Origin of the sequence: Kribbella sp. NPDC051936, from assembly GCF_040680955.1 — a bacterium.
GTDB lineage: Bacteria > Actinomycetota > Actinomycetes > Propionibacteriales > Kribbellaceae > Kribbella.
The window spans coordinates 73,288-99,330 of sequence record NZ_JBFAXS010000010.1; the positions used below are offsets into that span (position 1 = coordinate 73,288).

29 protein-coding genes are annotated in these 26,043 nt (G+C 70.2%); 10 read left to right on the forward strand and 19 right to left on the reverse strand.

Annotated features, from left to right (window positions below; translation table 11 throughout):
* Positions 1-4 precede the first annotated feature (4 nt).
* Positions 5-1,216: an MFS transporter gene (locus tag AB0L64_RS33100; protein WP_363716600.1), complete on the forward strand. Its 1,212-nt coding sequence runs from the start codon at positions 5-7 to the stop codon at positions 1,214-1,216.
* Here the strand turns inward: AB0L64_RS33100 and rpe are convergent.
* Together rpe and AB0L64_RS33110 are read right to left on the reverse strand one after the other, a co-directional pair.
* Complete coding sequence (rpe, locus tag AB0L64_RS33105; RefSeq protein ID WP_359941589.1) at positions 1,181-1,846, reverse strand: ribulose-phosphate 3-epimerase; 666 nt, start codon at positions 1,844-1,846, stop codon at positions 1,181-1,183. The two genes, AB0L64_RS33100 and rpe, sit on opposite strands and share 36 nt — an antisense overlap.
* Before the next feature lie 34 nt (positions 1,847-1,880).
* Positions 1,881-2,729 carry an NAD(P)H-binding protein gene (locus AB0L64_RS33110; protein ID WP_363716603.1) on the reverse strand — a complete coding sequence of 283 codons (849 nt, stop codon included), beginning with the start codon at positions 2,727-2,729 and terminating at the stop codon, positions 1,881-1,883.
* A gap of 77 nt (positions 2,730-2,806) precedes the next feature.
* Between AB0L64_RS33110 and AB0L64_RS33115 the strand changes: the two genes are divergently transcribed.
* Entirely contained in the window at positions 2,807-3,562 is a 756-nt protein-coding gene (locus tag AB0L64_RS33115; protein ID WP_363716605.1) for a TetR/AcrR family transcriptional regulator, read from the forward strand.
* Here AB0L64_RS33115 and AB0L64_RS33120 read toward each other — a convergent pair.
* From AB0L64_RS33120 to AB0L64_RS33145, 6 genes are all read right to left on the reverse strand, one after another.
* Positions 3,523-4,269 (reverse strand): cobalt-precorrin-6A reductase, encoded by a 747-nt coding sequence (locus tag AB0L64_RS33120; protein WP_363716607.1) that lies wholly within the window; start codon positions 4,267-4,269, stop codon positions 3,523-3,525. The genes AB0L64_RS33115 and AB0L64_RS33120 overlap by 40 nt on opposite strands.
* The gene (gene cobM / locus AB0L64_RS33125) at positions 4,266-5,006 is read right to left on the reverse strand and encodes a precorrin-4 C(11)-methyltransferase (RefSeq protein WP_363716609.1); all 741 of its coding nucleotides are present in this window, start codon (positions 5,004-5,006) and stop codon (positions 4,266-4,268) included. Before cobM ends, AB0L64_RS33120 begins: the two co-directional genes overlap by 4 nt.
* Positions 5,003-6,205 carry a precorrin-6y C5,15-methyltransferase (decarboxylating) subunit CbiE gene (cbiE, locus tag AB0L64_RS33130; RefSeq protein WP_363716611.1) on the reverse strand — a complete coding sequence of 401 codons (1,203 nt, stop codon included), beginning with the start codon at positions 6,203-6,205 and terminating at the stop codon, positions 5,003-5,005. Before cbiE ends, cobM begins: the two co-directional genes overlap by 4 nt.
* Complete coding sequence (locus tag AB0L64_RS33135; RefSeq protein ID WP_359941606.1) at positions 6,195-6,575, reverse strand: PPOX class F420-dependent oxidoreductase; 381 nt, start codon at positions 6,573-6,575, stop codon at positions 6,195-6,197. The genes cbiE and AB0L64_RS33135 overlap by 11 nt, the downstream gene beginning before the upstream one ends.
* 83 nt (positions 6,576-6,658) lie before the next feature.
* A complete protein-coding gene (locus AB0L64_RS33140; RefSeq protein ID WP_363716614.1) occupies positions 6,659-8,257 on the reverse strand; it encodes an ABC transporter permease in 1,599 nt (532 codons plus the stop codon).
* The gene (locus tag AB0L64_RS33145) at positions 8,254-9,168 is read right to left on the reverse strand and encodes an ABC transporter ATP-binding protein (RefSeq protein WP_359941612.1); all 915 of its coding nucleotides are present in this window, start codon (positions 9,166-9,168) and stop codon (positions 8,254-8,256) included. The genes AB0L64_RS33140 and AB0L64_RS33145 overlap by 4 nt, the downstream gene beginning before the upstream one ends.
* Positions 9,169-9,259: 91 nt before the next feature.
* On the opposite strand from AB0L64_RS33145, the gene AB0L64_RS33150 reads away from it, so the two are divergent.
* The 3 genes from AB0L64_RS33150 (at position 9,260) to AB0L64_RS33160 (ending at position 10,830) form a co-directional block, all read left to right on the forward strand.
* Complete coding sequence (locus tag AB0L64_RS33150; RefSeq protein ID WP_363716616.1) at positions 9,260-9,763, forward strand: MarR family transcriptional regulator; 504 nt, start codon at positions 9,260-9,262, stop codon at positions 9,761-9,763.
* A 144-nt stretch (positions 9,764-9,907) separates the two neighbouring features.
* Complete coding sequence (locus tag AB0L64_RS33155) at positions 9,908-10,216, forward strand: type IV toxin-antitoxin system AbiEi family antitoxin domain-containing protein (protein WP_363716618.1); 309 nt, start codon at positions 9,908-9,910, stop codon at positions 10,214-10,216.
* Positions 10,156-10,830 carry a hypothetical protein gene (locus AB0L64_RS33160; RefSeq protein ID WP_363716620.1) on the forward strand — a complete coding sequence of 225 codons (675 nt, stop codon included), beginning with the start codon at positions 10,156-10,158 and terminating at the stop codon, positions 10,828-10,830. Before AB0L64_RS33155 ends, AB0L64_RS33160 begins: the two co-directional genes overlap by 61 nt.
* A gap of 82 nt (positions 10,831-10,912) precedes the next feature.
* Here the strand turns inward: AB0L64_RS33160 and AB0L64_RS33165 are convergent, their stop codons facing one another.
* Positions 10,913-11,572 (reverse strand): NBR1-Ig-like domain-containing protein, encoded by a 660-nt coding sequence (locus AB0L64_RS33165; RefSeq protein ID WP_363716622.1) that lies wholly within the window; start codon positions 11,570-11,572, stop codon positions 10,913-10,915.
* A 186-nt stretch (positions 11,573-11,758) separates the two neighbouring features.
* Between AB0L64_RS33165 and AB0L64_RS33170 the strand changes: the two genes are divergently transcribed.
* Complete coding sequence (locus tag AB0L64_RS33170; RefSeq protein ID WP_363716624.1) at positions 11,759-12,229, forward strand: CHAP domain-containing protein; 471 nt, start codon at positions 11,759-11,761, stop codon at positions 12,227-12,229.
* A gap of 75 nt (positions 12,230-12,304) precedes the next feature.
* Entirely contained in the window at positions 12,305-12,997 is a 693-nt protein-coding gene (locus AB0L64_RS33175; RefSeq protein WP_359941624.1) for a CHAP domain-containing protein, read from the forward strand.
* 39 nt (positions 12,998-13,036) lie between these two features.
* On the opposite strand, the gene AB0L64_RS33180 is transcribed toward AB0L64_RS33175, so the two are convergent.
* Both AB0L64_RS33180 and AB0L64_RS33185 read right to left on the reverse strand, forming a co-directional pair.
* On the reverse strand, positions 13,037-13,759 hold the full coding sequence (locus AB0L64_RS33180; protein ID WP_363716626.1) for an alpha/beta hydrolase: 723 nt from the start codon (positions 13,757-13,759) through the stop codon (positions 13,037-13,039).
* Positions 13,760-13,788: 29 nt separating this feature from the next.
* Positions 13,789-14,838, reverse strand: a complete 1,050-nt coding sequence (locus AB0L64_RS33185; protein ID WP_363716628.1) for a LacI family DNA-binding transcriptional regulator — start codon at positions 14,836-14,838, stop codon at positions 13,789-13,791.
* Positions 14,839-14,973: 135 nt separating this feature from the next.
* On the opposite strand from AB0L64_RS33185, the gene AB0L64_RS33190 reads away from it, so the two are divergent.
* The 3 genes from AB0L64_RS33190 to AB0L64_RS33200 are packed head-to-tail and all read left to right on the forward strand — an operon-like array spanning position 14,974 to position 18,080.
* Positions 14,974-15,876, forward strand: a complete 903-nt coding sequence (locus tag AB0L64_RS33190) for a sugar ABC transporter permease (protein ID WP_363716630.1) — start codon at positions 14,974-14,976, stop codon at positions 15,874-15,876.
* A gap of 10 nt (positions 15,877-15,886) precedes the next feature.
* Positions 15,887-16,768: a carbohydrate ABC transporter permease gene (locus AB0L64_RS33195; protein WP_363716632.1), complete on the forward strand. Its 882-nt coding sequence runs from the start codon at positions 15,887-15,889 to the stop codon at positions 16,766-16,768.
* Positions 16,769-16,781: 13 nt separating this feature from the next.
* Positions 16,782-18,080 carry an extracellular solute-binding protein gene (locus AB0L64_RS33200; protein WP_359941638.1) on the forward strand — a complete coding sequence of 433 codons (1,299 nt, stop codon included), beginning with the start codon at positions 16,782-16,784 and terminating at the stop codon, positions 18,078-18,080.
* An 8-nt stretch (positions 18,081-18,088) separates the two neighbouring features.
* Here the strand turns inward: AB0L64_RS33200 and egtD are convergent, their stop codons facing one another.
* The 8 genes from egtD to AB0L64_RS33240 form a co-directional block, all read right to left on the reverse strand.
* A complete protein-coding gene (egtD, locus tag AB0L64_RS33205; protein WP_363716635.1) occupies positions 18,089-19,054 on the reverse strand; it encodes an L-histidine N(alpha)-methyltransferase in 966 nt (321 codons plus the stop codon).
* Positions 19,051-19,812 carry an ergothioneine biosynthesis protein EgtC gene (egtC, locus tag AB0L64_RS33210; RefSeq protein ID WP_363716637.1) on the reverse strand — a complete coding sequence of 254 codons (762 nt, stop codon included), beginning with the start codon at positions 19,810-19,812 and terminating at the stop codon, positions 19,051-19,053. Before egtC ends, egtD begins: the two co-directional genes overlap by 4 nt.
* Positions 19,812-21,149 carry an ergothioneine biosynthesis protein EgtB gene (gene egtB, locus AB0L64_RS33215; RefSeq protein ID WP_363716639.1) on the reverse strand — a complete coding sequence of 446 codons (1,338 nt, stop codon included), beginning with the start codon at positions 21,147-21,149 and terminating at the stop codon, positions 19,812-19,814. The genes egtC and egtB overlap by 1 nt, the downstream gene beginning before the upstream one ends.
* Complete coding sequence (locus AB0L64_RS33220) at positions 21,146-22,366, reverse strand: glutamate-cysteine ligase family protein (RefSeq protein WP_363716641.1); 1,221 nt, start codon at positions 22,364-22,366, stop codon at positions 21,146-21,148. The genes egtB and AB0L64_RS33220 overlap by 4 nt, the downstream gene beginning before the upstream one ends.
* Positions 22,367-22,525: 159 nt before the next feature.
* A complete protein-coding gene (locus AB0L64_RS33225) occupies positions 22,526-23,179 on the reverse strand; it encodes a (2Fe-2S)-binding protein (RefSeq protein WP_363716643.1) in 654 nt (217 codons plus the stop codon).
* On the reverse strand, positions 23,176-23,949 hold the full coding sequence (locus tag AB0L64_RS33230; protein ID WP_363716645.1) for an ABC transporter ATP-binding protein: 774 nt from the start codon (positions 23,947-23,949) through the stop codon (positions 23,176-23,178). Before AB0L64_RS33230 ends, AB0L64_RS33225 begins: the two co-directional genes overlap by 4 nt.
* Positions 23,949-24,986 carry an iron chelate uptake ABC transporter family permease subunit gene (locus AB0L64_RS33235; RefSeq protein WP_363716647.1) on the reverse strand — a complete coding sequence of 346 codons (1,038 nt, stop codon included), beginning with the start codon at positions 24,984-24,986 and terminating at the stop codon, positions 23,949-23,951. Before AB0L64_RS33235 ends, AB0L64_RS33230 begins: the two co-directional genes overlap by 1 nt.
* Entirely contained in the window at positions 24,983-25,999 is a 1,017-nt protein-coding gene (locus tag AB0L64_RS33240) for an iron ABC transporter permease (RefSeq protein WP_363716649.1), read from the reverse strand. The genes AB0L64_RS33235 and AB0L64_RS33240 overlap by 4 nt, the downstream gene beginning before the upstream one ends.
* Positions 26,000-26,043: the final 44 nt, after the last annotated feature.

The window sequence follows — 26,043 nt, forward strand, 5'->3', positions numbered from 1 at the left end:
GGGCATGAACCTGGGCGGGTACCGAGAGTTGTGGCGGACACACGGCGTGACGGCATTGCTGCTGTCGTCGCTGCTCGCCCGCCTGCCCGTGCTCGCGACGATGGTTCCGGTGGCGTTCCTGGCCAAGGACGCGAGCGGTTCGTTCCGCTGGGCAGGCGTCGTCGCGGGGGCGTATTCGGTCGGTATGGCGATCGCCGGGCCGTTGTGGTCCCGAGCCGCCGACCGCCGGGGCGCACGAGGTGTGCTGCTGATCACCGGGCTGTCGTGGAGCGTCGCGCTGTTCGCGATCGCGCTGCTACCCGCCGGGCTGTACCGGTTGCTGCCTGTGCTCACCATCATCGCGGGAGCCCTCGTCCCACCCGTGATGCAGACGTTGCGCGCGGCCTGGCCCCGAGTGGTGCAAGGCCCGGCGCTGCGGACGGCGTACGCGGTGGACGCCACCGCGCAGGAGCTGCTGTTCATGGTCGGGCCGATGCTCGGCGCGACCGCGGTGAGCGTGGCGAGCCCGCGGCTGGGCGTGCTGCTCGCGGCGGCGATGTCCGCGCTCTTCATCTGGTGGTATGCGCTCCGACAACCGAGGCCGCTCACCCACGACGATCACGCCGCGGTGCCGTTGACCGCGCGGCAGCTGCTGTGGCATCGGCACCGGTTGCCGCTGATCCTCGCGTTCGGCCTGTGGATCATGTCGTTCAACGGGATCTCGCTGGCGATCGTCGCGTTCGCCGACGATCACGGGCAGCGGTTGATCGCCGGGATCTTCGAGGCCGTCTGGGCGTTCGGCAGCCTGGTCGGCGGCGCCGTCGCGGGCGCGTTGCCGGGCCGCCGTACGTCGTACCTGTGGCGGGGGGCCGCGCTGGTCGGGGCGGGCATGCTGCTGTGCGTGTTCGCGACCTCGTCCACGGTCACGCTCGGGATCGCGTTGGCGTTGTCGGGGCTCACGCTGGCGCCGGCGATCGGCGCGCTGTACGAGCGGCTGGGCGCGTTGACGCCGGACGTGGCGCGGACCGAGGTGTTCGGGTGGATGGGCAGCGCGGCGATGGGCGGTGCGGCGATCGGGTCCGCGGTAGCGGGTGCGGTGATCGAGGGCTTCGGCGTGCAGTACGTATGGCTGCTGGCCGCCGTACTCGCGGCGATCTCGACCGTGTTGCTGCTGCGGGTGCCGCCCGAGGTGGAGCCTGAGTTATCGACCGGCGGACTGCTCGGCGAGACCGCGTAGCTGCTCGACCATCGCGTTCGGGTCGTCGGCGGCGTAGACGGCCGAGCCGGCCACGAACACGTCGGCCCCGGCCTCGGCGCAGCGCTCGATCGTCTCGGCCGAGACGCCGCCGTCGATCTCGATCCACAGGTCGAGGCCGTGCTTGTCGAGCAGCTGCCGGGTGCGGCGGATCTTCGGTACGCAGACGTCGAGGAACTTCTGCCCGCCGAAGCCGGGCTCGACGGTCATGATCAGGATCATGTCGAGCTCGGACAGCAGGTCCTCGTACGGCTCGATCGGGGTCGCCGGCCGGAGCGCCATCGCGGCGCGGGCGCCCTTGGCGCGGATCTCCCGCGCGGTCCGGATCGGCGCCCGGCAGGCCTCGACGTGGAAGGTGACGCTCGACGCGCCCGCCTCGACGTACCCGGGCGCCCAGCGGTCCGGGTCCTCGATCATCAGGTGACAGTCGAGCGGCATGTCGGTCGCCTTGGCCAGCGACTCGACCACCGGCAGTCCGAGGGTCAGGTTCGGCACGAAGTGGTTGTCCATGACGTCGACGTGCAGCCAGTCGGCGTTCGACACCGCGGCCGCCTCGTCGGACAGCCGCGCGAAGTCGGCGGACAGGATGCTCGGCGCGATCTGAATCCCCATGGCGTCAATCTATCGAGCCGCCGACCGGTGAGCGTCAGGTGGGGAGCTCGGCGGCGAGCACCTCACGCAGCGTCGTGGCGGGGCGACCGATCAGTGCGGGCAGGGTGGGATCGACAACCGCGAACTCGCCACGCCGCGCGGCCGCGAAGATGCCCAGGGTCAGGTCGACGAGGAACTCCGGCATGCCGCGGCCGAGCGCGGCCTGTCGCCATTCCTCGTCCGGCACCGTGATGCGGGTGACCTTCCGCCCGAGGAGGTCCGAGGCGATCGCGGCGACGTCCGCGTAGTCGAACAGTTCCGGGCCGGTCAGCGGTGGCGTGATGCCGTCGACGCGCCCGGGTTCGGTCAGGGCGATCGCGGCCGCGTCGGCCAGGTCCCGGTGCGCGGTCCAGGAGAACGGCCCGTCCTCCGGCAGGATCAGCTCGCCGGTCTCCAGCGCGGACCGCACCATTAACACCGGAGTACTCGCGTAGAAGCCGTTGCGCAGGGCCGTGAACGGTACGCCGGAATTCAGCAGGTCCTGTTCTGTCGCGGCGTGGCCACGGGTCGCGATGAAGAGCGAGTCCGGGTTCGCGGCCTGGTGGCTGGTGTAGAGGACGCGCTCGGCGCCGGCGGTCTTGGCGCTGTCGAGCGCGACGTGATGCGGCGCCGGCTCGGCCGGACCCGAGACGACCAGCACCTGGCGGGCGCCCTCGAAGGCGAACGCCAGCGAGTCGGGATCGTCGAAGTCGCCACGCCGGACCCGGATGCCCTGAGCCGCGAGGTCCGCGGCCTTCTCCGGGTCGCGCACGCTCACCCCGAGCTGATCGGCCGGGACGCGTTCGGTCAGGCGGTCGACCACAGCACGGCCGAGGCGCCCGGTCGCTCCGGTAACGATGATCATTCGGACTCCTTGTTATCAGTGAATACAGATCTACGCTATCACTGTTAACAGCATGCGCCGACCGCTACGGTTGGCGCGTGGAGGATGCGAGCGGGCGGGACCGGATGCGGGCGCAGATCGTCGAGGTCGCTGCCGGGCTGCTGGCGAGCGGCGGGCGCGACGCCGTGTCCACCCGGGCGGTCGCGGCCGCGGCGGGGACGCAGGCGCCGACGATCTACCGGCTGTTCGGCGACAAGGACGGGCTGCTCGCGGCGGTGCTGGAGTACGGGTTCGCGACGTACCTCGCGGACAAGCCGCCGCTCGATCCGACGACCGACCCGATCGCGGACCTCCGGTCGGGCTGGGACCTGCACATCGAGTTCGGGCTCGCGAACCCGGCCCTGTTCCTGCTGATGTACGCCGACACGCAGCCGGGGAAGCGTCCCGCGGCGGCCGAGGCCGGAATCGCGATCCTGCGGACCCGGATCCGCAACATTGCCGCCGCCGGACGACTGCGGGTCGACGAGGACCTGGCCGCGGACCTGGTGCAGGCGGCCGGCTCGGGAGCCGTACTGGCCCTGCTGGCCGAAGAGGCCGATCGCCGCGACCCACGCCTGGCGGACGCGATGTTCCACGCCGTTGTCTCGGCGATCACCACCGCTCCGGCCTTCCCGCGCACGGCGGACGGAGCGACAGCACGTGCGGCGGACGGTGAAGCCCGGGCGGTCGCGCGGGCGGACGCGGGTGCGGTGGCTGCGGCGAACGCGTTGCGGGTGCGGTTGGCGGAGCTCGGGGTGCTGACCGACGGCGAGCGTCACGTCCTCGGCGAATGGCTCGCCCGGATCACCCACTGAACGGCGTCCTCGACCGTCTCGACCGCCTCGTGCCCGACCGGCAACGGCGGGCGGCGGATCACGACGACCGGGATTCCGAGCTCACGGGTCGCGGTGAGTTTCGCGGCCGTGGCGGGGCCGCCGCTGTCTTTGGTGACCAGGACGTCGATGCGATGGTCACGGAGAATCGCCTGCTCGTCGGCGAGGGCGAACGGCCCGCGGGCGAGGATCAGCTCACACCAGGCCGGTCGCGGGTCGGGCGGATCGACGCACCGGGCGAGCATCCACAACCCGGCGCTCGCGAAGGCGTCAAGGCCTTGGCGCCCGATGGTGAGGAAAGCGCGGGTGCCGATCCGCGGCAGCAAGCTGGCGGCCGCCGACGTGGAGTCGGCCCAGTGCCAGTTGTCGCCGGGTCCCGGCGTCCAGCCCGGCCGACGCAGTACGACCAGCGGCGTACCGACCTCGCGAGTCGCCGTGAGTGCGTTCGCGGTCATCGTCGCCGCGAACGGATGCGTCGCGTCGACCACCGCGTCCACCGGATGCTCCCGCAGCCAGGCCGCCAGACCGCTCGCACCGCCGAACCCACCGACCCGCACCTCACCGACAGGCAGCCGCGCGTCCGAGGTCCGTCCCGCCAACGACGACACGACCTCGACCCCGGGAACACCGGCCAGCACACCCGCGAGTTCGCGGGCCTCCCCCGTTCCGCCGAGCAGCAGAACCTTCATCGGCTGCGGTCGGCCGAGTACAGATGGCTGTCCCGGAAAGCCGTTGCGGACAGCACCTTTCCGGCGATGATGACCGCCGTACGGCGAACACCTGCCGCTTTCACCTGTTCCGCGATGTCGGCGAGCGTCCCGCGCAGGACCACCTCGTCGTCGCGGGAGGCGCGTGCGACGACCGCGACCGGGCAGTCGGCGCCGTAGTTCGGCACGAGCTCCGCGACGACGCGATCGATCTGCTGGACGGCGAGGTGGAGGACGATCGTCGCCCGGCCGGCGCCCAGTGTCGCGAGATCCTCGCCGTCCGGCATCGCGCTGGCGCTGCCGCCGATCCGCGTGAGTACGACGGTCTGCCCGACCTCGGGGACGGTCAGCTCACGGCCGAGAGTCGCCGCGGCGGCGGCGTACGCCGGGACGCCGGGCGTCACGTCGTACGGGATCTCGAGCGCGTCGAGGCGGCGCAGCTGTTCGGCCATCGCACTGAAGACGGACGGGTCGCCGGAGTGCAGCCGGGCGACGTCGAGGCCGGCCACGTGTGCGGTGGCGAGTTCGGCGATGATCTCGTCGAGAGTCAGGTTCGCGGTGTCGACCTTGCGGGCGCCGGGCGGGCAGTGCTCGAGAAGCTCGACCGGGACGAGCGCGCCAGCGTACAGACAGACCGGCGACGCGGCGATCAGATCGCGCCCGCGGACGGTGATCAGGTCGGCGGCTCCGGGGCCGGCGCCGATGAAGTGAACCGTCACTTGGTCACGCTCCAGATGGTCACCGGCATGGCTGGGCGCCAGCCGGTCATAGTGCCGACGGCGGAGGCGCGTTGTACGTCGAGGCGGACGAGGTCGCCGCCGACGGCCTTGTACCACTGGGCGATCAGGGACTCGGTCTCGATCGTGACGCCGTTGACGACCAGGCGGCCACCGGGTTTCAGCCCGTTCCAGCAGGCGTCGAACATACCCGCGGCGGTCGCCCCGCCGCCGATGAAGATCGCGTCCGGTGGCTCGAGACCGTCGAGGACCGCCGGCGCGGCGCCTTCCACCACGTCCACCGCGGCCCCGAGTGCGGCCGCGTTCCGCTCGAGGCGCTTCGCCCGGTCGGGGTCGCGTTCGACGGCGATCGCGCGGCAGGACGGGTGGTGCCGCGACCACTCGATCGCGATGCTGCCTGCTCCGCCGCCGATGTCCCACAACAGTTGGCCGGGGACAGGCGCGAGGCGGGACAGGGTGACGGCGCGTACTTCGCGTTTGGTGAGCTGGCCGTCGTTCTCGTACGCGTCGTCGGGCAGGCCGGGTGCGGTGGACAGGACGGGAGCGTCTGCCGGGCATCGGATCGCGATCACGTTGAGCGGATCGACCTCATGGGACCAGTCGGCCGCGGTCGCCGTACGGACGCGTTCGGCCGGGCCGCCGAGCTGTTCGAGAACGGTGAACTCGCCGGCGCCGTAGCCGCGCGCGACCATCAGGGCGGCCACCTCGGCCGGGGTCTGCGCACCGCGGCTGAGAATCAGCACGCGCCGCCCGGGCTGGAGATGCGGATGGAGCCGCTCGACCGGGTTGCTCACCAGGCTCACAACCTGCACCTGATCCTGCGCCCAGCCCAGCCGCGCACTCGCCAGCGAGACACTCGACGGCTGCGGAATCACCCGCACGGCGTCGGCCCCCAGCAACCGAACCAGCGTCGTACCGATCCCGTAGAACGTCGGATCCCCACTCGCCAGCACACAGATCCGCCGTCCTCGGTGCTCCTCCAGCAACCGAGGCAAAGCCTCGGACAACGGCGAGCCCCACGCGACCCGCACGGCCCCAGAGGATTCAGTTGGGAGGAGAGCCAGTTGGCGGGGGCTACCGAGGATTACTTCGGCGGACTGGATGGCATCGCGGGCGGCCGGGGAGAGGGTGCGCCAGCCGTCGGGGGTGATGCCGATGACGGTGATGGGGTCAGCCGGCATTGCCGAGGACCTTGGTGATGGTGATTTCGATGACCACGCGCTGCGGATTGACGCGCGGCTCCCGGTAGCGCTTGGCGTAGCGCCGTTCGGCTTCGCGGACGTGCGCGGGGTCGTCGCTCACCACGGCGCGGCCCTCGATCGTGCTCCAGCGCCGGCCGTCGACCTGGGTGACCGCGACCGCCGCCTCACCCAGCCGCCGGATCGCGCGCGCCTTGTACGACGTACCGGAGCAGATCACCCGCACCAGCCCCGCCTCGACGTCCAGCGTCGCCCCGACCGGCGTCGCATGTACGGTCCCGTCCGCGCGCGCCGTACTCAGCACGCACAGATGTCGCTCACTCCAGAAGTCCACCAGCCGCTCACTGAACACGCAGCGATCGTAAACAGGCCCGCCCGGCGAGGTGCCGGGCGGGCCCGTGGGCGCTGGACCCCTCAGACCAGCGCGATCCGGATTCAGCCGATGTCGCGGCGGCGGAACGTGACGAAGCCGGTCAGCGTGAGCGCGGCTGCGATCGCGGTCAGCCAGAGCACCGGCGTGGCGGAGAACTCACCGCCGGGCAGCCGCGGCGTGTGACCGTACGGGCTGAGGTCGATCATCCATTGCGGCAGGTTGAACACCTCGCCGAACTGACCGATCAGCAAGAACAGGCCGTACAGCGCCCAACCGCCGGTCACCAGTTTCGGCGCCAGCCCGAAGAGGAGGACGACCAGCCCGGTCACCAGCCAGATCGCCGGCAGCTGTACGGCGGCCCCGGCGAGCATCCGCGGTACCTGACGGCCCATGTTGCCGAGCGACGCACCGCTCGAGACGCCGGACCCCAGACCGGCGACGAGGATCAATACGGCGGTGCCGAACAGCGCCATGACGACGTGGCTCCCGAGCCACTGCGCCCGGGTGACACCGGTCGCCAGCAGCGGCTCGGCCCGCAGCGCGGTCTCCTCCGACCGGAGCCGGAGGGCCGCCTGGATCCCGAACGCCGACGCCAGCAGCCCCATGATGCCGAGTTCGGTCGCCAGGAACGCGTCGGTGATGCCCTCCACGCCGCCGAGCTTCTGCACCATCTCCTTCGCGCTGTCGCTGGTGACGAACCCGTCGACGTTGCTGGCGATGTTGCCGACCAGCAGACCGAGCAGCAGGAACCCGAAACCCCACGCGACCAGCGAACCCCGATGCAGCCGCCAGGCCAGTGCGAGCGGCGAACGCAACGACGCGGCACCGCGCGGCGGTCCGGGACGCGGCCGCACCAGACCGGCGCCGACGTCGCGCCGCCGGATCAGTGCGATCGCCGCCGCGACCATCAGCGCCAGGAACACGACTGGCAGCAGCAGGACGACCCACCGGTCACCGGCGTACGCACGGACTTGCTGGGACCACCCGATCGGCGACAGCCACGACACCCACTGCGTGCTGCCGTCGGCCGACGAGTCGCCGATCGCCCGCAGTACGTACGACACACCGAGCACGATCGCCGTCAGCCCGTTCGCGGCCCGGGCGCTCTCCGTGACCTGTGCCGTCACCGCGCCGACACCCGCGAACGCCAGTCCGGCCGCGGCCCACATCAGCCCGAATGCGAATGAGCCTTTCGTGTCCAGGCCGCTGCCCATCAACGAGAGCGCGGTCAACAGGCCGAGCACGATCGCGGTTCCCCCGGAGACGATCAGCGCGGCGGCGAGAGCGGCGTACCGACCGAGGACGCCGGCGCTCAGCAACTCCAGCCGCCCGGCCTCCTCCTCGCTACGGCTGTGCCGGACGACGAGCATGCCGCCGAGCAGCCCGACCAGGAGCGCGCCGAAAGCGGTGAGCTTGAACAGCGAGACCTCACCGAGCGACGACTCGTCGAAGATCCGGCCGTACAGCGACACCAGGGCCGGCGACGCGTTCGACGTCCGAGCGGCCTCGACCAGCGCGTTCTGGTCGGAGTACAGGTCGATGGACGCCTTCGCCGACCCGGCCGCCGACATCACGAACACGACGATCCAGATCGGGATCAGGATCCGGTCCCGGCGCAGCGCGAGCCGGACCAGCGTCCCGGTACCGACGAAGTCGTTCATCGCACGGCCGCCTCGGGCTCGAGGTCGCCGTCGTAGTGCCGCAGGAACAGCTCTTCCAGCGTCGGCGGCTGCGCCACCAGGCTCTTGATGCCGCTCGCCGACAGCTGCCGCATCACCGCGTCGAGCTGGGCGGTGTCCACCTCGCACCGCACCCGGTTGCCCTCGACGTCGAGGTCATGGACGCCGGGCAGTTGGGCCAGCCCGTTCGGCGATGCGGTCAGCTCGGCGTGGATCGACGTCCGGGTGAGATGCCGCAGGTCGGACAGCGTGCCGGTCTCGACCACCTTGCCGCGGCGGATGATGCTGACCCGGTCGCACAGCGCCTCGACCTCGGACAGGATGTGGCTCGACAGCAGGACGGTGCGGTCGCCGTCGCGGGCGCGCTCCTCCTCGATGACCTGCCGGAAGACCTCCTCCATCAGCGGGTCCAGGCCGGAGGTCGGCTCGTCCAGGATCAACAGCTCTACATCCGAAGCCAGTGCGGCGACCAGGGCGACCTTCTGCCGGTTGCCCTTCGAGTACGTCCGGCCCTTCTTGGTCGGGTCGAGGTCGAACCGGCGCAGCAGGTCGTCGCGCTTCTTCTCGTCCAACCCGCCGCGGAGCCGGCCGAGCAGGTCGATCACCTCGCCGCCGGTCAGGTTCGGCCACAGGTTCACGTCACCGGGCACGTACGCCAGCCGCCGGTGCAGCTTGGCCGCGTCGTGCCACGGGTCCCCGCCGAGCAGCGAGACATCTCCGGCATCACCGCGCAGCAGACCGAGCAGGACGCGGATGGTGGTGGACTTCCCGGCGCCGTTCGGCCCCAGGAAGCCGTGCACCTCACCGGTCGCGACCTCCAGGTCGAGACCGTCGAGGGCGTGCGTACTCCCGTACGACTTGTGCAGTCCGGAGACCACGATGGCTGATGTCATGATTCATAACGTACACTTCATTCAGAAGTTTGTGAATCTTCCTAACGCGTTTCTGACACGTCAGGCGACCCGGGGAGGAGATGATGGGTCCGTGAGCGCAGAGCGAGACGACGACGCCGTCCGGCGGTACACCGAGCAGTTCGGCAACCTGCTCGCCGAGACGGGCTGGCCGCGGATGGCGGCCAGGGTTTTCGCCGCGATCCTGTCCAGCGAGACCGGACGAATGACGGCCGCCGAGCTGTCCGACCAGCTGCAGGCGAGCCCTGCCGCCGTGTCCGGGGCGGTCAACTACCTACTGCAGCTGCGCCTGGCGACCCGAGAGCGCGAGCCCGGGAGCCGCCGCGACGTGTACGTCGTCCAGGACGACGCCTGGTACCAGACGATGATGACCGAGAACGCCTCACTGATCCGCTGGTCCGACTCCCTGCGCAAGGTCCTCGACGCCTCCGGCGACGGCACCGACGCCCACTACCGGATCCGCATCTCGCTGGGCTTCATCGACTTCATCGGCGAAGAGGTCAAGGGCCTCAGCGAACGCTGGATCAAACGCAAGGCCGAACTCGACGCCGAGATCGCCGCGGACTACGACAACTAGAGCCACCGCCCGGACCTGAGACCAGAAGATGCAGCTTGAGACCTGCTCTGTCAGCTCCCAGGTAGCAACTGCAGGTCCCAGGTGTTGTCCACAGGTGGCGAGGACGGGCGTCCGTCAGGGTGCCGAGCGCGGCATGTTGTTGGTGTGAATCCGAGATTGAGAAGGCTGGTGACGGCGCGGGGCGGGTGGTTCTCGCGGGCGAACGCGCTGGACGCCGGGTACAGCGCCGGTGAGCTCCGTCTGCGTGTGCGGCGAGGGCACTGGTTGCGCCTCTCGCGGGACGTGTACGTCGATCCGCTCGACTGGCCGGCGGACGAGGCGCCCTGGGAGCGGGCGCAACGCATGCATGTCCTCACCGCACGGGCCGTCGCCGGCCGGATGGCCCTGACGCGGTGGTCAGTCACCAGTCGGCCGCAGTACTTCACGGGCTCCCGACCTGGGGACTGGACCTGAGCCGGATCCACGTCACCCGCCCCGCCAAGCGGACACGGTCCGACAAGATCACGACGGTCCATCGTTCCCCCATCGGCGCCGAGGAGATCACGCAGGTCGACGACATCCGGGTCACCAGCCCGGCGCGGTCGATCGTCGAGACGGCCTGCACCACGTCGTACGAGGTCGGCGTGGTGCTGGCCGACGCCGCCCTGCACCTCGAGCTGACTACGCCAGACGAACTCATCGCTGCGGCGGACCGGCACAAGCACTGGCCAGGGTCGCCGCGCGCCAAGGCAGCCGCGCTGTTCGCCGACGGGCTCAGCGAGTCGGTGGGCGAGTCGCGGACCCGGGTACTGATGGCGAACGCCGGGATTCCCGCCCCGCGGCTCCAGGTGGAGATCCGCGATCAGGACGGCCGGCTGATCGGCCGGGTCGACTTCCTGCTGTTCGGCAACCGCATCGTCGAGTTCGACGGAGCGCAGAAGTACGGGGCCGACGCGCACACCGTGATCGCCGAGAAGTGGCGGGAGGACCGCCTGCGGGCGCTCGGGTACGAGATGGTCCGGGTCGGCTGGGCCGACCTGAACCACCCATGCACCACTGCCGCCCGCATCGCCGGAGATCACACCTGAGACGACCAATGGCATCCGGAGACCTGATATTCCAGGTCTCCGGATGCCATAGCCGGGCTCCGCATGCCACTTCGCGGACCAACTACAGCTCGTAGACGGTGAAGATGGTGCAGTAGAGGGGTGGGGACTCCAGGCCGGGGTAATAGAGGCGGCCGGCCTCGTCGGTGAGTTTGAAGTATGCCGTGGAGGCGCCGACCTGGCACGGGGCCTGGAGGGACATCGCGACCGTGACGATGTCGCCCGGTTCGGCGTCGGGGACCGGGGCGCGGTTCGGGGAGCGGAGCCAGCCGGGGGTGCCGGCGGCGCCTTGGCGGGTGAGCCAGCGGTCGCGCCACGGGCGTTCGCCGCTGTTGCGGATCATCCAGGTCTTCTCGAAGACCTGCTCCCGGCACACCTGGGTCCCGTCCGGCACGGTCTCCCCCACCAGCTCCGCCCGGTCGTCCGGGTGGTGGTCGATCGGTACGGATCCGCCGAGCAGCACCGGCTGCACGTGGCGGCGCATGTCCCGCTGCGACATGTCCCGGCCGGCGCGGACGGCGGCGTCGAGCTCCATCAGCTGATTGACCAGCGCCTGGTTCGCCCCGAACGAGTCGTCGTACCACTCGATGAGCTCGCGGCTCGGCTTGGTGTGACCGCGCTCGACCCGGGACAGGTGGCCTTTGTCCCAGCCGGACTCGGCGGCCGCCCGGGTCAACGGCATCCCGGCAGCCTCGCGCAGCTCGCGCATGCGCGCTCCGATCACGTATCGAGCCTGGGCTGGGCGCACGGCGCACTCTCCGCTCTCGCCGTCACTTATCTACACAAAGTATCAAACTGCAGTGATTCAGTTCCGTTGCCCACTGCGACAATCCGATCACGCTCTGATTGTCTGCACAAAGGAAGGGATTCTCCAAGACAACAGGCAGTTCAGAGCGAAAGGGTTTCCACCATGTTCAAGCGTCTGATCGCCACCGCCGCACTCGCCACGCTGCCCCTCGCAGGCGCCGCCCTCCCCGCGACCGCCGCATCCACGGCGACCACCACGGCGCCGATCGCCGCCACCACGGTCGCGCCGCAGTCGCGCGCCGACGACGCGATCGCCTGGTTCGCCGCCCGGAACGGCTCCACCGCGTACCAGGGCTACTGCGAGAAGGCCGTCGAGAACTCGTACGGAAGGAGCGGCGTCTACGCCTCGGCCATCGCCAACTGGAACGACGCCGTACGCCGGGGCGCCGCGCACCGCGGCGACCTGAATCCGCCGAAGGGCGCCCTGGTGTTCTGGAACATCAGCTCCTACGGCCACGTCGGGCTGGCCACCGGTGACGGGAACTTCTGGGCCACCAGCGTGAACGGCGCGATCGGCAAGCGGAGCCTGCCGTACTTCTCCAACTACCTCGGCTGGGCGCAGCCGAACTTCTGAGCCCTTGTTGCCCACTGCGACAACACCGTCACGGTTTGATTCCCTGCGAGTACAACTCCAGAAGGGATCATCACCATGCGTACCGCCCTCATGCGCATCACCGCCCGCCTTTCTGCCATGACCCTGCTCGCCGGTGCCGCCGTCCTCGGCACCGGCGTGCTCCCGGCCAGCGCCGCGACCGGGACCGTGGACACCGACAGCAACACCGGTGTCGCCATCCGGTCCGGCAACGCGACCAGCTTCGGCTCGGTCGGCAACCAGCCGGACGGCCCGGTCGAGATCGACTGCCAGCTCTACGGCGAGCCGGTCACCGGCAAGTTCGGCCGCAGCCTGATCTGGGACCACATCCCCGGCAAGGGCTTCATCACCGACGCGTACGTCAACACCGGCAGCAGCGGCCTGGTCGCGCCGCTGTGCACCAGCAACCCCCGGGCCGACAAGGCCGTCGCCTGGTACGCCGCCCGCAACGGGTCGACCGCCTTCCAGGGGTACTGCGAGATGGCCGCCGAGAACTCGTACGGGAAGACCGGGATCTGGGCCTCGGCGATCGCCGACTGGAACGACGCCGTGGCCCGCGGCGCCGCCCACCGCGGCGATCTGAACCCGCCGAAGGGCGCCCTGGTCTTCTGGAACATCAGCGCCTACGGCCACGTCGGAGTCGCCAAGGGCGACGGCACGTTCTGGGCCACCAGCGTCAGCGGCGCGATCGGCACGCGCACGCTGCCGTACTTCTCCAACTACCTCGGCTGGGCCTGGCCGAACTTCTGATCCACCCCTCGCGCAGCACCCGGACGCGTGTCCCGCCCCTCACGCGTCCGGGTGCTCGATCCTGTCCAGCCAGTCCTCGACCAGCGCGCGATACACGGCCGCGCCGGGGCCGGGCAGGAAGTGATCCTCCTGATCCAGTACGGCGAACGTCGCGCGCGGGTAGTCCTCGATGATCGTCCACGCGTCGGCGTACCCGGCCGTGGTGTCCTGCCGGCCCGTCACGACCAGCGTCGGCCGCTCGAAGCGGATCGACGGATCCTCCCGCAGGCCGTACGTCGAGACGTCTTCCTGGATCCGCCCGAGAAAGGCGAGGTCCGCCGACGCCTCGGCCGCGTCGTAGTACTGGTGCTGACGCTCGCGTGCCGCCGACGGGCGCAGGTGCTCGTCCGTCGGGAGTGTGCGGCGGGAGCGGTCGATGACGATGCCCGGTGCTCTCAGCAACAACCCGAGGACGCGGGACGGGTCGCGCTGAACGATCCCGCGGGCGTGCAGTCCGCCGGCCGACGTACCGGCGAGCGCGAACGGTTCGGCACCGGCGAGCGAGTCGATCAGCCCGGCGATGGACGACAGCATGCCGTCCTGGTCGGTGATCGACGGGTCGGCCGGGGATCGGCCGGTGCCCGGCGGGTCGACGTAGATCCGGCGCCAGCCCGGGCGTGCCTCGAAGATCGGCTCGTGGACGTCGCGGCCCTCACCGGCGTCGCCACCCCAGCTGGGCAGGAAGAAGATCGGCCGGCCGCTGCCGAAGCTCTCGTAGTACACGCCGCGACCCTAGCCAGGACGGCGGCGGCTCATCGAGCTTTTCTGTCGGCAGCAGAAGGCGGCCGCTCGCCCGACCCGCGCTCGATCAACGCGCACGGCAGCACGATCCGCTGCGGTGGCCGGGTGTCCATGCCCGATGCGCGATCGAGCAGCAACCGCGCCGCGCTGCGGCCCAGCTCGGCGATGTCGGAGGCAACGACCGTGACCGGCGTCGGCAGCATGTCGGCCAGCCGGAAGTCGTCGAACCCGACCACCGCGGGCTCCGGGCCGCTCAGCTCGCCCAGCGCGCGCAGTACACCTTCGGCGAGGAAGTTCGTCGACGCGAAGATCGCGGTCGGCGGATCGGGGCGCAGCATCACCTCCCGGGTCGCCTTCTCCGCGGCCTCCGCGTTGCCCTCGGGCAGCTGGATGACGAGCGACTCGTCGACGTCGATCCCGGCCGAGCGGTGCGCCCGCCGGAACCCGCGCAACCGGCGCCCGATCGTGTAGTACGACGGGGCGAGCAGGATCGCGATCCGCTGGTGCCCCTGCTGCAGCAGGTGCTCGGCCGCCAGCCGTCCGCCGCCCTCGTTGTCGACCATGACGATGTCAGCGTCGATCCCGGTCGCCGGCCGGTCGACGAACACCACCGGCACGCCGGCGCCCTGCAGGAACGCGTGGTCGCCCTGGTCGGGCACGATCATCAGACCGGCCACCTGCCGGCTGACCAGCTCCTGGATGGCCCGCTTCTCACCTTCGGGGTCCTCGTCCACACTGCCGAGCACCACGGCGAACCCGGACTGCCCGGCGACCTCGAGCGACGCCTTCGCGATGCTCGCGTAGAACGGGTTGGTCAGGTCGCCCAGGACCAGGGCGAGCGAGGTCGACTTCTTGCCCGGCCGGAGCGCCCGGGCCACCTCGTTGCGCTGGAACCCGAGCTCGTCGATCGCGGCCCGGACCCGCTGCGCGGTCTCGTCACGGACGCCGTGCCCGCCGTTGACCACACGTGACACCGTGCCGAGGCCGACACCGGCCCGCCGGGCGACGTCGATCATCGTCGGCCGGGGAGCCTCCGGCTGGCTTGGAAACGTTTCGGACACGGGGTTGACTTCCTTTTCACGACACGGCATCGTCACCCAACAGTAAAACGTTGGAAACGTTACCGTCCAGGAGGCCGGGTGAATTCAGTCTCTGCCGGCGGATCCGCTACCCGAAGGCGCACGACCCGTGGTGGCATGAGCCGCAATGCCGGCTCCGACGTGAAGGCCGCGTACCTGTTCATCGCACCCGCGGTGATCGGGTTCGGAGTCTTCGTGGGGTATCCGCTGATCCGATCGTTCTATCTCGCGCTGACGAAGTACAACGGGCTGACCGACCCGATCTTCGTTGGCCTCGGCAACTTTCGCCGGCTGTTCACGACCGACCCGGCCTTCTGGCCGTCGTTGCGGGCGACCGGCTATCTGGTGCTGCTCTATGTCCCGCTGTCACTGGTCCTCGGCCTGGCGCTGGCGATGTTCCTCAACCAGCGGTTCGCCGGGGTGCGGGTCGTCCGCACGCTCGCGTACCTACCGGTGGTGCTGCCGGCCGTCGCGACGATCACGCTCTGGAAGTTCATGCTCGACCCGCAGGTCGGCCTGCTGAACACGATCCTGGACCGGATCGGGCTGCCCACGAGCCTGTGGCTGCAGAGCCCGAAGATGGCGATGCCGTCCGTGGTGCTGGTCATGCTGTGGGGCGTCGGCGGGACGATGATCATCTTCCTGGCCGCGCTGCAGGCGGTGCCGACCGAGCTGTACGAGGCCGCGAAGGTCGACGGCGCCGGGCCGTGGTCGGTGTTCATCCGGATCACACTGCCGGTGATCAGCCCGATCATGCTGCTGCAGGTGATCCTGCAGACCACCGCGGCGCTGCAGACGTTCAACCAGCCGAAGATCCTCACCGGCGGTGGACCGGGGTTCAGCACCAACGTGCTGATGCTCGGGATCTACAACAACGGCTTCCCGACCCTGGGCAAGATCCCGCAGCTCGGGTACGCCTCGGCGCAGGTGTGGGTGCTGTTCGTCATCATCATCGCCGTGATCGCCCTGACCGCGAAGTTCTCCTCGCTCTGGACGTACAGTGACAACACTCCCGACTGAAGCTCCCCCGGTGACGGCGGCCGACCACGCCGTCAGTCCCGCGAAGAAGAAGCCGCGCGTCGTCGGTACGACGGCCTGGTACGTGGTCGCGTTGTTCATCTGCGCGGTGATGATCGTGCCGCTGCTGTGGATGATCACGATCGGCCTCAAAAGCCGCACCGCCGTGTTCGACATCCCGCCGCGGCTGCTCCCGCACGAGTTCCAGTGGAGCAACTTCGTCAAGGGGCCGCAGGCGATCCACTTCCCCCGGTTGTTCCTCAACTCGATGGTGATCACCGCGCTCAGCGTGCTGGGCGGCGTGATGACCGCGATGATGGCCGGCTACGCGCTGGCCAGGTTGCGGTTCCCGGGCCGCAAGACGTGGTTCTACCTGTTCGTCGGCAGCATGCTCCTGCCGGGCGTGGTCGGGCTGATCCCGTTGTTCCAGCTGTACAAGAGCATCGGCTGGTACGACACCTGGCTCCCGCTGATCGTGCCCGCGTTCCTCGGCGGGAACCCGCTGTTCATCTTCCTGGCCCGGCAGTACTTCCTGGCCATCCCGTACTCGATCGACGAGGCGGCCAAGATCGACGGCGCCGGCCATCTGCGGATCTTCGTCAGTGTGATGCTGCCGTTGACCCGGCCGGCCTGGCTGACGATGGCGATCCTCGCGTTCCAGGCGTCCTGGAACGACTACCTGAACCCGCTGGTCTACCTGTACTCGTCCGGCAAATGGCCGTTGTCGGTCGGGATGGCGTCCTTCATCTCCCCGTTCGCCGGGAAGACGCCGGACTGGAGCTACTACATGGCCACCAACCTGCTGTACATGCTGCCGCCGCTGATCATCTTCTTCGCCGCGCAGCGCTACTTCATCCAGGGCCTCGGCGCTCTCGGCAGCACGAACCAGAAATAGAGGGAGAATCCTTGTGAAGAGGACATCGGTTGTGACCGCGCTGGCGTGCGCGGGGTTGCTCGCGGCAACGGGCTGCAGCGGGTCGGACTCCGGCGGCTCGAGCGACGGCCCGGTCACCGTGACCGTGATGACGTGGGAGTCGGCCGAGACGAACGCCGCGATCAAGAAGGCGCTGGCGGACTTCAAGGACGACAACGTCACGGTCCAGCTGCTCGACACCCCGAGCGGTCAGTACGGCGACAAGCTGGCGTCGCTGACCCAGGCGAAGAAGCTGCCCGACCTGTTCTGGTGCGGCAACGACACCGAGCAGCAGTACACGTCGCAGGGCCTGCTGGTCGACTGGGCGGACAAGATCCAGAACGGCGACGGCGACTTCAAGGCCGACAAGTTCGTCCCGTCCGCGATGGAGAACTGGAAGACCGCCGACGGCCAGATGGGCGGTCTGCCGTCGCTGATGAACACGTACGGCGTCTGGTACAACGCCGACGCGTTCACCGCGGCCGGGCTGCCGCTGCCGAAGGCCGGCTGGACGTGGGACGAGATGTACGCCGCGGCCGCGAAGCTGGCGAACAAGAACGGCGCGAAGTACGGCCTGATCGCCGACCAGCTGACCGGTCCGGACGGCCCGTTCACGATGAGCATGTACTCGGTCTCGGCGGGCGGCGCGCCGTTCACCGACAACGTGAACCACCCGACGAAGGCCGAGGCCGACGACAAGTACAAGGAAGGCGTCGAGAAGCTGACCGCCGCGATCAAGAACGGGTCGGTCGCGCCGCCCGGGTACGACGCGGCGAACGTGCAGTCGCTGTTCGCGGCCGGCAAGATCCCGATGACGTTCGGCGGGCAGTGGCTGGCAGCCGGATTCCAGACCGACAAGCCGAAGATCAAGTACGGGTTCGCGCCGTTCCCGCAGGTGCAGACGCCGACCACGCTGTACGACTCGGTCGGGATCTGCACGCCGCAGTACACCAAGGACCAGGACGCGACGTTCAAGGTGCTGCAGTACCTCAACACCAAGGTGTGGGACGCCGTCCTGCCGGCCTCGCCGGTCGCGCCGCCGGCGTACACCCCGGCCCAGACCAGCTACTTCGACGCGCTGACGAAGGCGCAGCAGACCACGGTCGTCGACACGGTCAAGGCCGACCTGGCAGCCGAGAAGACGGTCGGCGTCCGCTTCACCACCCAGTGGGCCCAGCAGGTCGGCGACCTGACCACGGCCAACTACCAGCCCATCCTGAGCGGAAAGAAGCCGATCACCGACCTGCCGGCCTACGTCGACAAGATCAACGGATTGATCAAGCAAGGCAGCTAGCAGGGCAGCTAGACAGCCTGCCAGAGTGACAATGCGAAGCGGGCTTCGCCGTCGGTCCACCATGCGGCCGGGGTGAAGCCCGCTTTGTCGAGCTCGGCCTCGACGCCGGAGCGGTGGAACTTGGCGGAGATCTCGGTGCTGATCTCCTCACCCTCGTCGAACGTGACCTCGAGGTGGATCTCCGGGATCAGCACCCGGAGCGCGCGGGTGGCGCGCAGGTGCATCTCGATCCACTCGTTGTCCGCGTCCCAGATCGCCACGTGCTCGAAGGCGTCCACGTCGAAGTCCGCGCCGAGCTGCCGGTTGATCACCCGCAGCACGTTCTTGTTGAACTCGGCGGTGACGCCGGCGGCGTCGTCGTACGCCGCGACCAGGGTGGCGGGGTCCTTCACGAGGTCGGTGCCGAGCAGCAACGACTCGCCCGGCTCGAGCACCTCGCGGACCGAGCGGTAGAACGCCTCGCGCTCGGCCGGGATCAGGTTGCCGATCGTGCCGCCGAGGAACGCGACCACCCGCGGCGGCTCGCCCGGCAGCTTGTCGAGGTGGGCGGTGAAGTCGCCGACCACGCCGTGGACCTCGAGATCCGGGTAGTCGGCGTTGATGGCGTCGGCGGCGTCCCGCAGTGCGGACTCCGAGACGTCGAGCGGGACGAACGACGTGAGCGTGCCGTGGTCGCGGAGGCCGTCGAGCAGCAGCCGGGTCTTCTCCGACGAGCCGGACCCCAGCTCGACCAGCGTGTGCGCGCCGGTGATCGTCGCGATCTCCCCGGCACGCGCGTCCAAAATCTCGCGCTCCGCGCGGGTCGGGTAGTACTCCGGCAGACGCGTGATCTCCTCGAACAGCTCACTCCCCCGCGCGTCGTAGAACCACTTCGGCGGCAACCACTTGGGCGTGGCCGTCAGCCCTGCCCGAACGTCCTCCCGCAGAGCCCGAGCGGCGTAGTCCGGCGTCAGATGTACGTCTATGAGGGTCACGCTTGTCCTTCCATGCTGGTGATCTGCACTGTGGTGGCGGTGGCCACGAGAAGCGAGCGGTCCGGTACGGCGGTCCAGTCGCCCGCGCCGAACGGCTCGGACGCGACGGTCACGGAGTCGGCGGTCCGGCGTACGTGCAGGGAGTGGGTCCAGGCGGTGGCGACGAGTTGTTCGCCGTCGGTGAGCAGGATGTTCAGCCGCGATCCCGGCGCGAGCGTGTCCACCTCGTGCAGGACCGCGGCGATCGCGTCCGCCGGAGGCACACCCTCCGCGAGCCGATGAGTGATCAGGGCCCACAGGAACACCGAGTCGATCGGCGCGCTGAGGCTCAGCAGGTCGGCGACCGGCAACTGCTCGGCCAGCTTGAGCGTCGCCTCCGGCCAGCCGGGGATGCGCCCGTTGTGGCTGAACAGCCAGTGGTCCGAGGCGAACGGCGCGACCGCGGACTGACCGTACGGCATGCCGACGGTCCCGTTCCGGACGGCGGCCAGGACGGCGCCGGACCGGATCGTGCCGGCCAGGCCGGGCAGGTTCTCGTCGGTCCAGATCGGTACGTCGCGCCGGTAGCGCACCGGCCCGCCGGACACGGCCGCGTCCCCTTCGGGATACCAGCCGATGCCGAAGCCGTCGGCGTTGACCGATCCGCCGCCGCGCATGTCCGCCGGCGCCCAGCTCTGCTCGTAGAGCGAATGCTCCGGCTCCAGCACCAGCGAGGCGAGCGTCACGGGCGGACCCAGGTAGGCCAGGTGGCGACACATCAGGCGTGCAGCTCCTCGGGACGCGGGTCGCGGGCGCACCGGAAGCCGGCGAAGATCTGCCGGCGGATCGGGTAGTCCCAGTTCCGGAAGGTGCCGCGGGCAACGACCTCGTCGGTGCCGAACGAGCCGCCGCGGAGCACCTTGTAGTCCGGCCCGAAGAAGACCAGCGAGTACTCGTCGTACGGCCAGGCGCGGAACCCCGGGTAGCCGCGGAAGTCGCTCGACGTCCACTCCCACAGATCGCCGATCAGCTGCTCCACGCCCAGCGGCGAAGCACCGGCCGGGTACGCGCCGACCGGGGCCGGCCGCAGGTGCCGCTGCCCCAGGTTCGCGTGCTGCGGACCGGGCGACTCGTCACCCCACGGGAACCGCCGCGTCCTCCCGCTCTCCGGGTCGAACCGGGCCGCGAACTCCCACTCCTCCTCGGTCGGCAGCCGCTTCCCGGCCCACTTCGCATACGCCTCCGCCTCGTAGAAGCAGACGTGCATGACCGGCTCGTCCAGCGGCAGCAGCTCCCGGTGCCCGAAGCGCAGCCGCCACCACTCGCCGTCGGCCTGCGACCAGAACCGCGGCGCGACCAGCGACGCCTTCCGGACGTGCGCCCACCCGGCCTCGGACCACCACTGCGGATCGGAGTACCCGCCGCCGAGCACGAACCGCAGGTAGTCCCCGTTCGTCACCGGCACCGTGTCGATCACGAACGGCTGCACGTGAACGGCGTGCGCGGGCCTCTCGTTGTCGAGCGCCCACGGCTCGATCGACGTCCCCATCTCGAACACGCCGCCCGGCACGAACACCTCGGCCGACGGCAACGGCCGGCCCGCGGGAGGCGGCGGCGCGTCCAGCACCGGCGCACCCTCGCGGAGCTGGTGCGTGGCCAGCATCGTCTCGTCGTGCTGCTGCTCGTGCTGCGCGATCATGCCGAACGCGAACGCGTTGTCCACGAGCTCCCGGCCGTTGTCGAACTTCACGTGGTCGAGCACGTCCAGCACCTTGTCGCGTACTTCGTTCACGTAGACGCGGGTTTCGGCCGGGCCGAGCAGCGGCAGCGACGGGCGGTCGGCGCGCGCGTGCTGGAACGCGTCGTACAGCTCGTCGATGTCCTGGCGCAGCGGCTCGCGGCCGCCGACGTCACGGACCAGCCAGAGCTCCTCCTGGTTGCCGACGTGCGCGTAGTCCCAGACCAGCGGCGACATGAGTCTGGAGTGCTGCTTGACCAGGTCGTCGGTGTCGACCGCGTCGGTCAGCTGGACCGTCCGCGCCCGCGAGCGCTCGAGCTGCTCACCGACGAACGCCCGCAGGCCTTCGGGCGACAGGTCGGACAGTTGGTGATTCATGAAGCTCGCCTTCCGTGGGTGGTGTCGACGATGCGCTGCAGCCGGGTCGCGACGGCAGCGACGAGATCGGGATCCGCGCCGGTCCGGTCCATGACCTCGGTGCCCAGCGCGACCACGGCGCGCGCGGCCCGCAGGACCAAGGAGTCCTTCAGGCCCTCGCGGGCCGCCGGGAACCAGCGCCCGGCGGCAGGCTCGGCCGCGGCCAGCACCTGGTCGATCGGAGCCGACATCAGCGCGGTGAGCAGCAGGGTCGGGGCGATCCACCCGTCGCCTGGCTGCGCGTCGAGGTAGCGCACCTCGAGATACCCGCGCGGGCGGACCGGCGGGAAGAGTGTGGACAGGTGGTAGTCGAGGTCGTCGTACGTCGGTCTGTCGCCGGGCAGCTGTCCGTCCGCCCACGCTCCGAACGTCAGCCCGGTCGGTGCGTCCCAGGTGTCGCCCCGCCGCAGGCAGAGCACCGGCGCCTCCATGGCCGTGCGGGCCCAGGCCGCGGCCGGGTCGGCGTCGAGCGGCGGCGGCTCGGTGAACGGGGCGCAGGTGCCGAAGGTCGCCTGCGTGCGGGCCGAGGCCCAGCCGGTGTCCGCGCCCGCCCGGCGCCGGGAGTTGGCGAACAGGCCGACCAGCGCGGGGCCGAGATCGTGCAGCGCACGCCAGCGCAGTGCGGTCTGGTCCGCCTCGCCGGCATCGAGGCAGATCTGCAGGCCGGCGGTGCTGCACATCATCCGCGGTCCGTGCGGCCCCAGCCGCTGGAAGGCGTGTTCCATCGCGGCGTACCTCGGGACGGTGAGGATGCGGCGCGGCAGGCGGAAGGGGTCCAGGCCGTGGTCGCCCGGAACGAGGTCCGCGTCCAGCAGAAGGGCCGTCAGCTCGGCGGCGTCGGCGGCGGTGTCCTCGATCAGCCGCGGGATCGAGTCCGCCGCGGGGCCGGAGATCTCCACCTGGCCACCCGGCTCCACGGTGACCAGGGCGCCCCGGCTCAGCGGCAGCTGCGGACTGCCTCGCACCAGGGTCGCCGGGGCGTGCACGCCCAGGGCCTTGCTCAGTCGGCCGGCGTCGAGCGGCCGGTGCGGGTCATCCGCGTGATGCACCGTCCACTCCAGCTCGACGCCGAACAGTCGTGGTGGACCGTGCTTGAAACAGACCATCGCGACGTAACCCTCCGCCTCGGCCCGGGAGCCGATCGGGGTCGTCGCCGGAGAACCACCGGGCGAGGTCACGTCAGCGAACCTAGCTCCGGGTCCAGGGCTGGACAACCGACCGGAAATTACCCGTCGGTGACGTCTGGGGTGCGTAGGGGCTCATACCGAGCATGCTTCCCGAGGCCACCGACACTTTCCGGCCGGATCCGGACAACCTCGCGATCCGGAGGTTCGCTCTCAGCGAAACCGGGGGCAGGTGGTACAGGCGGTCACGTTCGGCAACACGTAGAAGTAGCAGCACGACGTCCGCAGCTTCTCCTCCAGCGACACCCCGAACGCCGCCGCGGCCCGGTCGGCGTACGGCGCGTCCTCCGGTAGCCGGATCGCCGCCCGCACCTCGTCATCCGCCGCCCCGAACCGCTGCAACGACCCCAGCTTGACCCCGGGACGGTACGAGTCGAGGAACGCGCTGACGTGGGCCTTGTGCTGTGCTGCAGCTTCCTCGACCGGCACGACCACGTCGGACAGCAGCGCCACCTCAGCCGGGTAGTGCGCCACCGGGTGCCGCTTGAACGCCAGGGCCGCCGGTGAAACCTCAGGCGAGAAACCTGTCGCCGCCCCGGTGACCCCGGCGACCAGAGACGGCACCTGGACGTACCACATCAGCGTGAACATGGCCGCGACCTGCACCGGCGGCTCGATCCCGTAGTCCCGCGCGTAGTCGGCTGCGGCAGCCGACCGCCACGCCAGCGTCGGGTCGCCGCCGGCTTCCTGTTCCGCGATCAGCTCCGCACACGAGACCCAGCCCGGGCCGCGCGCCGCCGTACTCACGGACAGCCAGCTGACCGAGTCAGCCAGCACGTCCGCCAGACGGCCCACGGTGCAGGTCATCCAGCCAGCCTACGATCCGGTACGACGACCGGTGCGCCGCCGACCTCGACAACAGTCGCCTTCAGCCCGAACACCTCGGCCAGCAAGTCCGCGGTCAGTACGTCGACCGGACGGCCCTGCGCGGCGATCCGCCCCTCCCCCATCACGACCAGGTGGTCGGCGTACTGGGCTGCGAGGGTGAGGTCATGCAGCACGGCCACGACGGTCCGTCCGGTCGTGGCTGCAGCGTGGACCACGTTCATCACGTCCACGGCATGTGCGAGGTCGAGGTACGTCGTCGGCTCGTCCAGCAGCAGGTGCTGCGTCCCCTGCGCGAGAACCATCGCGATCCACACCCGCTGACGCTGACCGCCGGACAGCTGGTCGACCGGCCGGTCACGGAGCTCTGTCAGCTCAACTGCCCGCAGGGCGTCGTTGATCGCGGCATCGTCATCACTGGTGAGCCTCCCGAACAGACCGCGATGCGGATGCCGTCCACGCGACACCAGCTCGGCAGCGGTGATCCCTTCCGGTGTGGCCGGCCCTTGCGGCAGGACACCGAGCTTGCGGGCCAGTTCGCGCGCAGGCAGTTGGTGGATGTCCTTGCCGTCCAGCAGCACACGTCCGCTCTGTGGAGCGAGCAGTCTGCCCATCCCACGCAGCAGGGTCGACTTGCCGGATCCGTTCGGCCCGACAACCGCAGTCAGCTGACCGGGCGGCACCTCCAGCGTCAGGCCGTCGACCACCGGCACATCAGCGTCGTACGCGAGGGTCAGGTTCTCGACGTGCACTAGCGTCCCTTCTGCTGGCGACCGATGAGGTGAAGCAGGTACGGCGCTCCGCACGCGGCGGTGACCACGCCGACAGGCAACTCGTACGGGCCGACATGCGCCCAGTGCAGCCCGTTCCGCGCCAACAGGTCGGCGAGAACGACGAACAGTGCGCCGAGCATCGCCGTGGTCAGCAAAGGCGGCCGTTCCGTCCGGGTGAGCCGCAGCGCGACCTGCGGCGCCACCAGCGCGACGAACGCGATCGGACCGGCGCCCGCGGTCGCCATCGCGGCCAGCACCGTCGCGATCACCAGCAGCGCCAGCCGGATCCGCGCCACCCGGACGCCGAGCGACGACGCAACGTCGTCACCGAGCACCAGCGCGGACAGGTCCCGGTTGAACATCATTGTCACCGGCAACAACAGCACGACGGCGATCAGCACCGGGATCGCGTCGCTCCAGGTGCGTGCGTTCAACGATCCGGCCAGCCAGGCGGCGGCCCGGCCCGCGTCGTTCACGTCACCGACCACCAGCAGCCAGGCGACGAGCGAGTTCGCCGCGGCCGCGACGCCGACGCCGATCAGCACCACCCTGCCCGCGTCCACCACCCCGCGCTGGACCGACAGCGCGCCGACGACCAGCGTCGCGAGCAACCCGCCGAGGACGGCCGCCAACGGTATTCCGACCTTGGCCGCGACGCCGGAGATGTTGCCGCCGCCGGTGCCCGCGAGCACGATCACCGCGACCGCCCCGGCGGACGCGCCGGAGTTCACGCCGACAATGTCCGGGCTGGCGAGCGGGTTGCGCGACAACGTCTGCAACAGGGCACCCGACACCGCGAACGCCATGCCGACCAGCAGCCCGGTCGCAACGCGCGGCAGACGCAGCTCCAGCACCACCAGCCGCGTGCCGCGCCGACCGCCGCCGAGGAGTACCTCGACCACGTCGGCGAGCGGGAGCTTCGTCGTACCCACGCTCAGCGAGACCAACGCGATCACGACCGCGAGCGCCGCGAACAGGATGCTGAGGACGACCGTCCGTGATCTCACAGATTTCACAGCGCCACCGCCCGGCGACGTACGACGAGGACGAACATCGGAGCGCCGACGATGCCGAGGACGACGCCTGCCTGGACCTCGCCCGCGCCGCCGACGAGCCGGCCGACGAGGTCCGCGAGCACCAGCGCGGTCGCCCCGATGACGCCCGCGGCCGGGATCAGCCAGCTGTTGCGGGCGCCGAAGATCCGGCGCGCGGCGTGACCGGCCAGCAGGCCGAGGAACCCGATCGGACCACACGCCGCGACACCGGCGGCGGTCAGCAGGCCGATCGCTGCCAGTCCGACGAGCCGGGCCCGGCCCACGGACAGGCCGAGGCCGGCCGCCACGTCGTCGCCGAGGGCAAGCAGGTCGAGGTCGCGGGCGTTCACGGCGGCGAGCAGCAGGCCGACGACAGCGAACGGCAGCACCTGAGCGGCGACATCCAGCCCGCGGCCGGCGACCGATCCGACCGCCCAGAACCGATAGCTGTCGAGGGTGTCTGCGTCGAGGAGAACGACGGCTGAGGTGAGCGCGCCGAGCAGTGCGGCGACCGCTGCACCGGTCAGCGCCAGGCCGACGGGCGTGGCGCCCGAGCCGCGGGAGGCCAGTTGCTGTACGGCGAAGGTGGCGATCAGTGCGCCGATCAACGCGACCCAGACGGTCGACGACACCGACTCGACCAGACCGAGCTGGAGTCCGAGCACCACGGCGAACGCCGCGCCGGAGCTCACGCCGAAGATGCCCGGCTCGGCCAGCGCGTTTCTGGTGTGTCCTTGCATCAACGCGCCGGCGATCCCGAGACAGAGCCCGATCAGGACCGCGACCACCGTGCGTGGGAAGCGCAGGCTGCGCACGATCACGTCGGCGTCCGACCCGGAGTTCGCCGCGAGGGCGTGCCAGACCGCGCCCGGTCCGAGCCAGCGCGAGCCGAGCGCGAGGCTCGCGGCGCACGCGAGCACCAGGACGACGACCAGGACGAGGAGTGCCGCGGTACGCCGGACGGCCAGGCTCGCAGTAGGAGCGGCGGAGGACATATGGTTAGGTTTACCTTACTTCGCTGAGGTCGTGAGTCACCCTA

Bases quoted from the DNA above. Each gene is read 5' to 3' on its own strand.
- AB0L64_RS33100 (WP_363716600.1), top strand. From the start codon at position 5: ATGAACCTGGGCGGGTACCGAGAGTTGTGGCGGACACACGGCGTGACG.
- rpe (WP_359941589.1), bottom strand. From the start codon at position 1,846: ATGGGGATTCAGATCGCGCCGAGCATCCTGTCCGCCGACTTCGCGCGG.
- AB0L64_RS33110 (WP_363716603.1), bottom strand. From the start codon at position 2,729: ATGATCATCGTTACCGGAGCGACCGGGCGCCTCGGCCGTGCTGTGGTC.
- AB0L64_RS33120 (WP_363716607.1), bottom strand. From the start codon at position 4,269: ATGAAGGTTCTGCTGCTCGGCGGAACGGGGGAGGCCCGCGAACTCGCG.
- cbiE (WP_363716611.1), bottom strand. From the start codon at position 6,205: ATGCCGGCTGACCCCATCACCGTCATCGGCATCACCCCCGACGGCTGG.
- AB0L64_RS33140 (WP_363716614.1), bottom strand. From the start codon at position 8,257: ATGAACGACTTCGTCGGTACCGGGACGCTGGTCCGGCTCGCGCTGCGC.
- AB0L64_RS33145 (WP_359941612.1), bottom strand. From the start codon at position 9,168: ATGACATCAGCCATCGTGGTCTCCGGACTGCACAAGTCGTACGGGAGT.
- AB0L64_RS33170 (WP_363716624.1), top strand. From the start codon at position 11,759: ATGTTCAAGCGTCTGATCGCCACCGCCGCACTCGCCACGCTGCCCCTC.
- AB0L64_RS33175 (WP_359941624.1), top strand. From the start codon at position 12,305: ATGCGTACCGCCCTCATGCGCATCACCGCCCGCCTTTCTGCCATGACC.
- AB0L64_RS33190 (WP_363716630.1), top strand. From the start codon at position 14,974: ATGAGCCGCAATGCCGGCTCCGACGTGAAGGCCGCGTACCTGTTCATC.
- egtC (WP_363716637.1), bottom strand. From the start codon at position 19,812: ATGTGTCGCCACCTGGCCTACCTGGGTCCGCCCGTGACGCTCGCCTCG.
- egtB (WP_363716639.1), bottom strand. From the start codon at position 21,149: ATGAATCACCAACTGTCCGACCTGTCGCCCGAAGGCCTGCGGGCGTTC.
- AB0L64_RS33225 (WP_363716643.1), bottom strand. From the start codon at position 23,179: ATGACCTGCACCGTGGGCCGTCTGGCGGACGTGCTGGCTGACTCGGTC.
- AB0L64_RS33240 (WP_363716649.1), bottom strand. From the start codon at position 25,999: ATGTCCTCCGCCGCTCCTACTGCGAGCCTGGCCGTCCGGCGTACCGCG.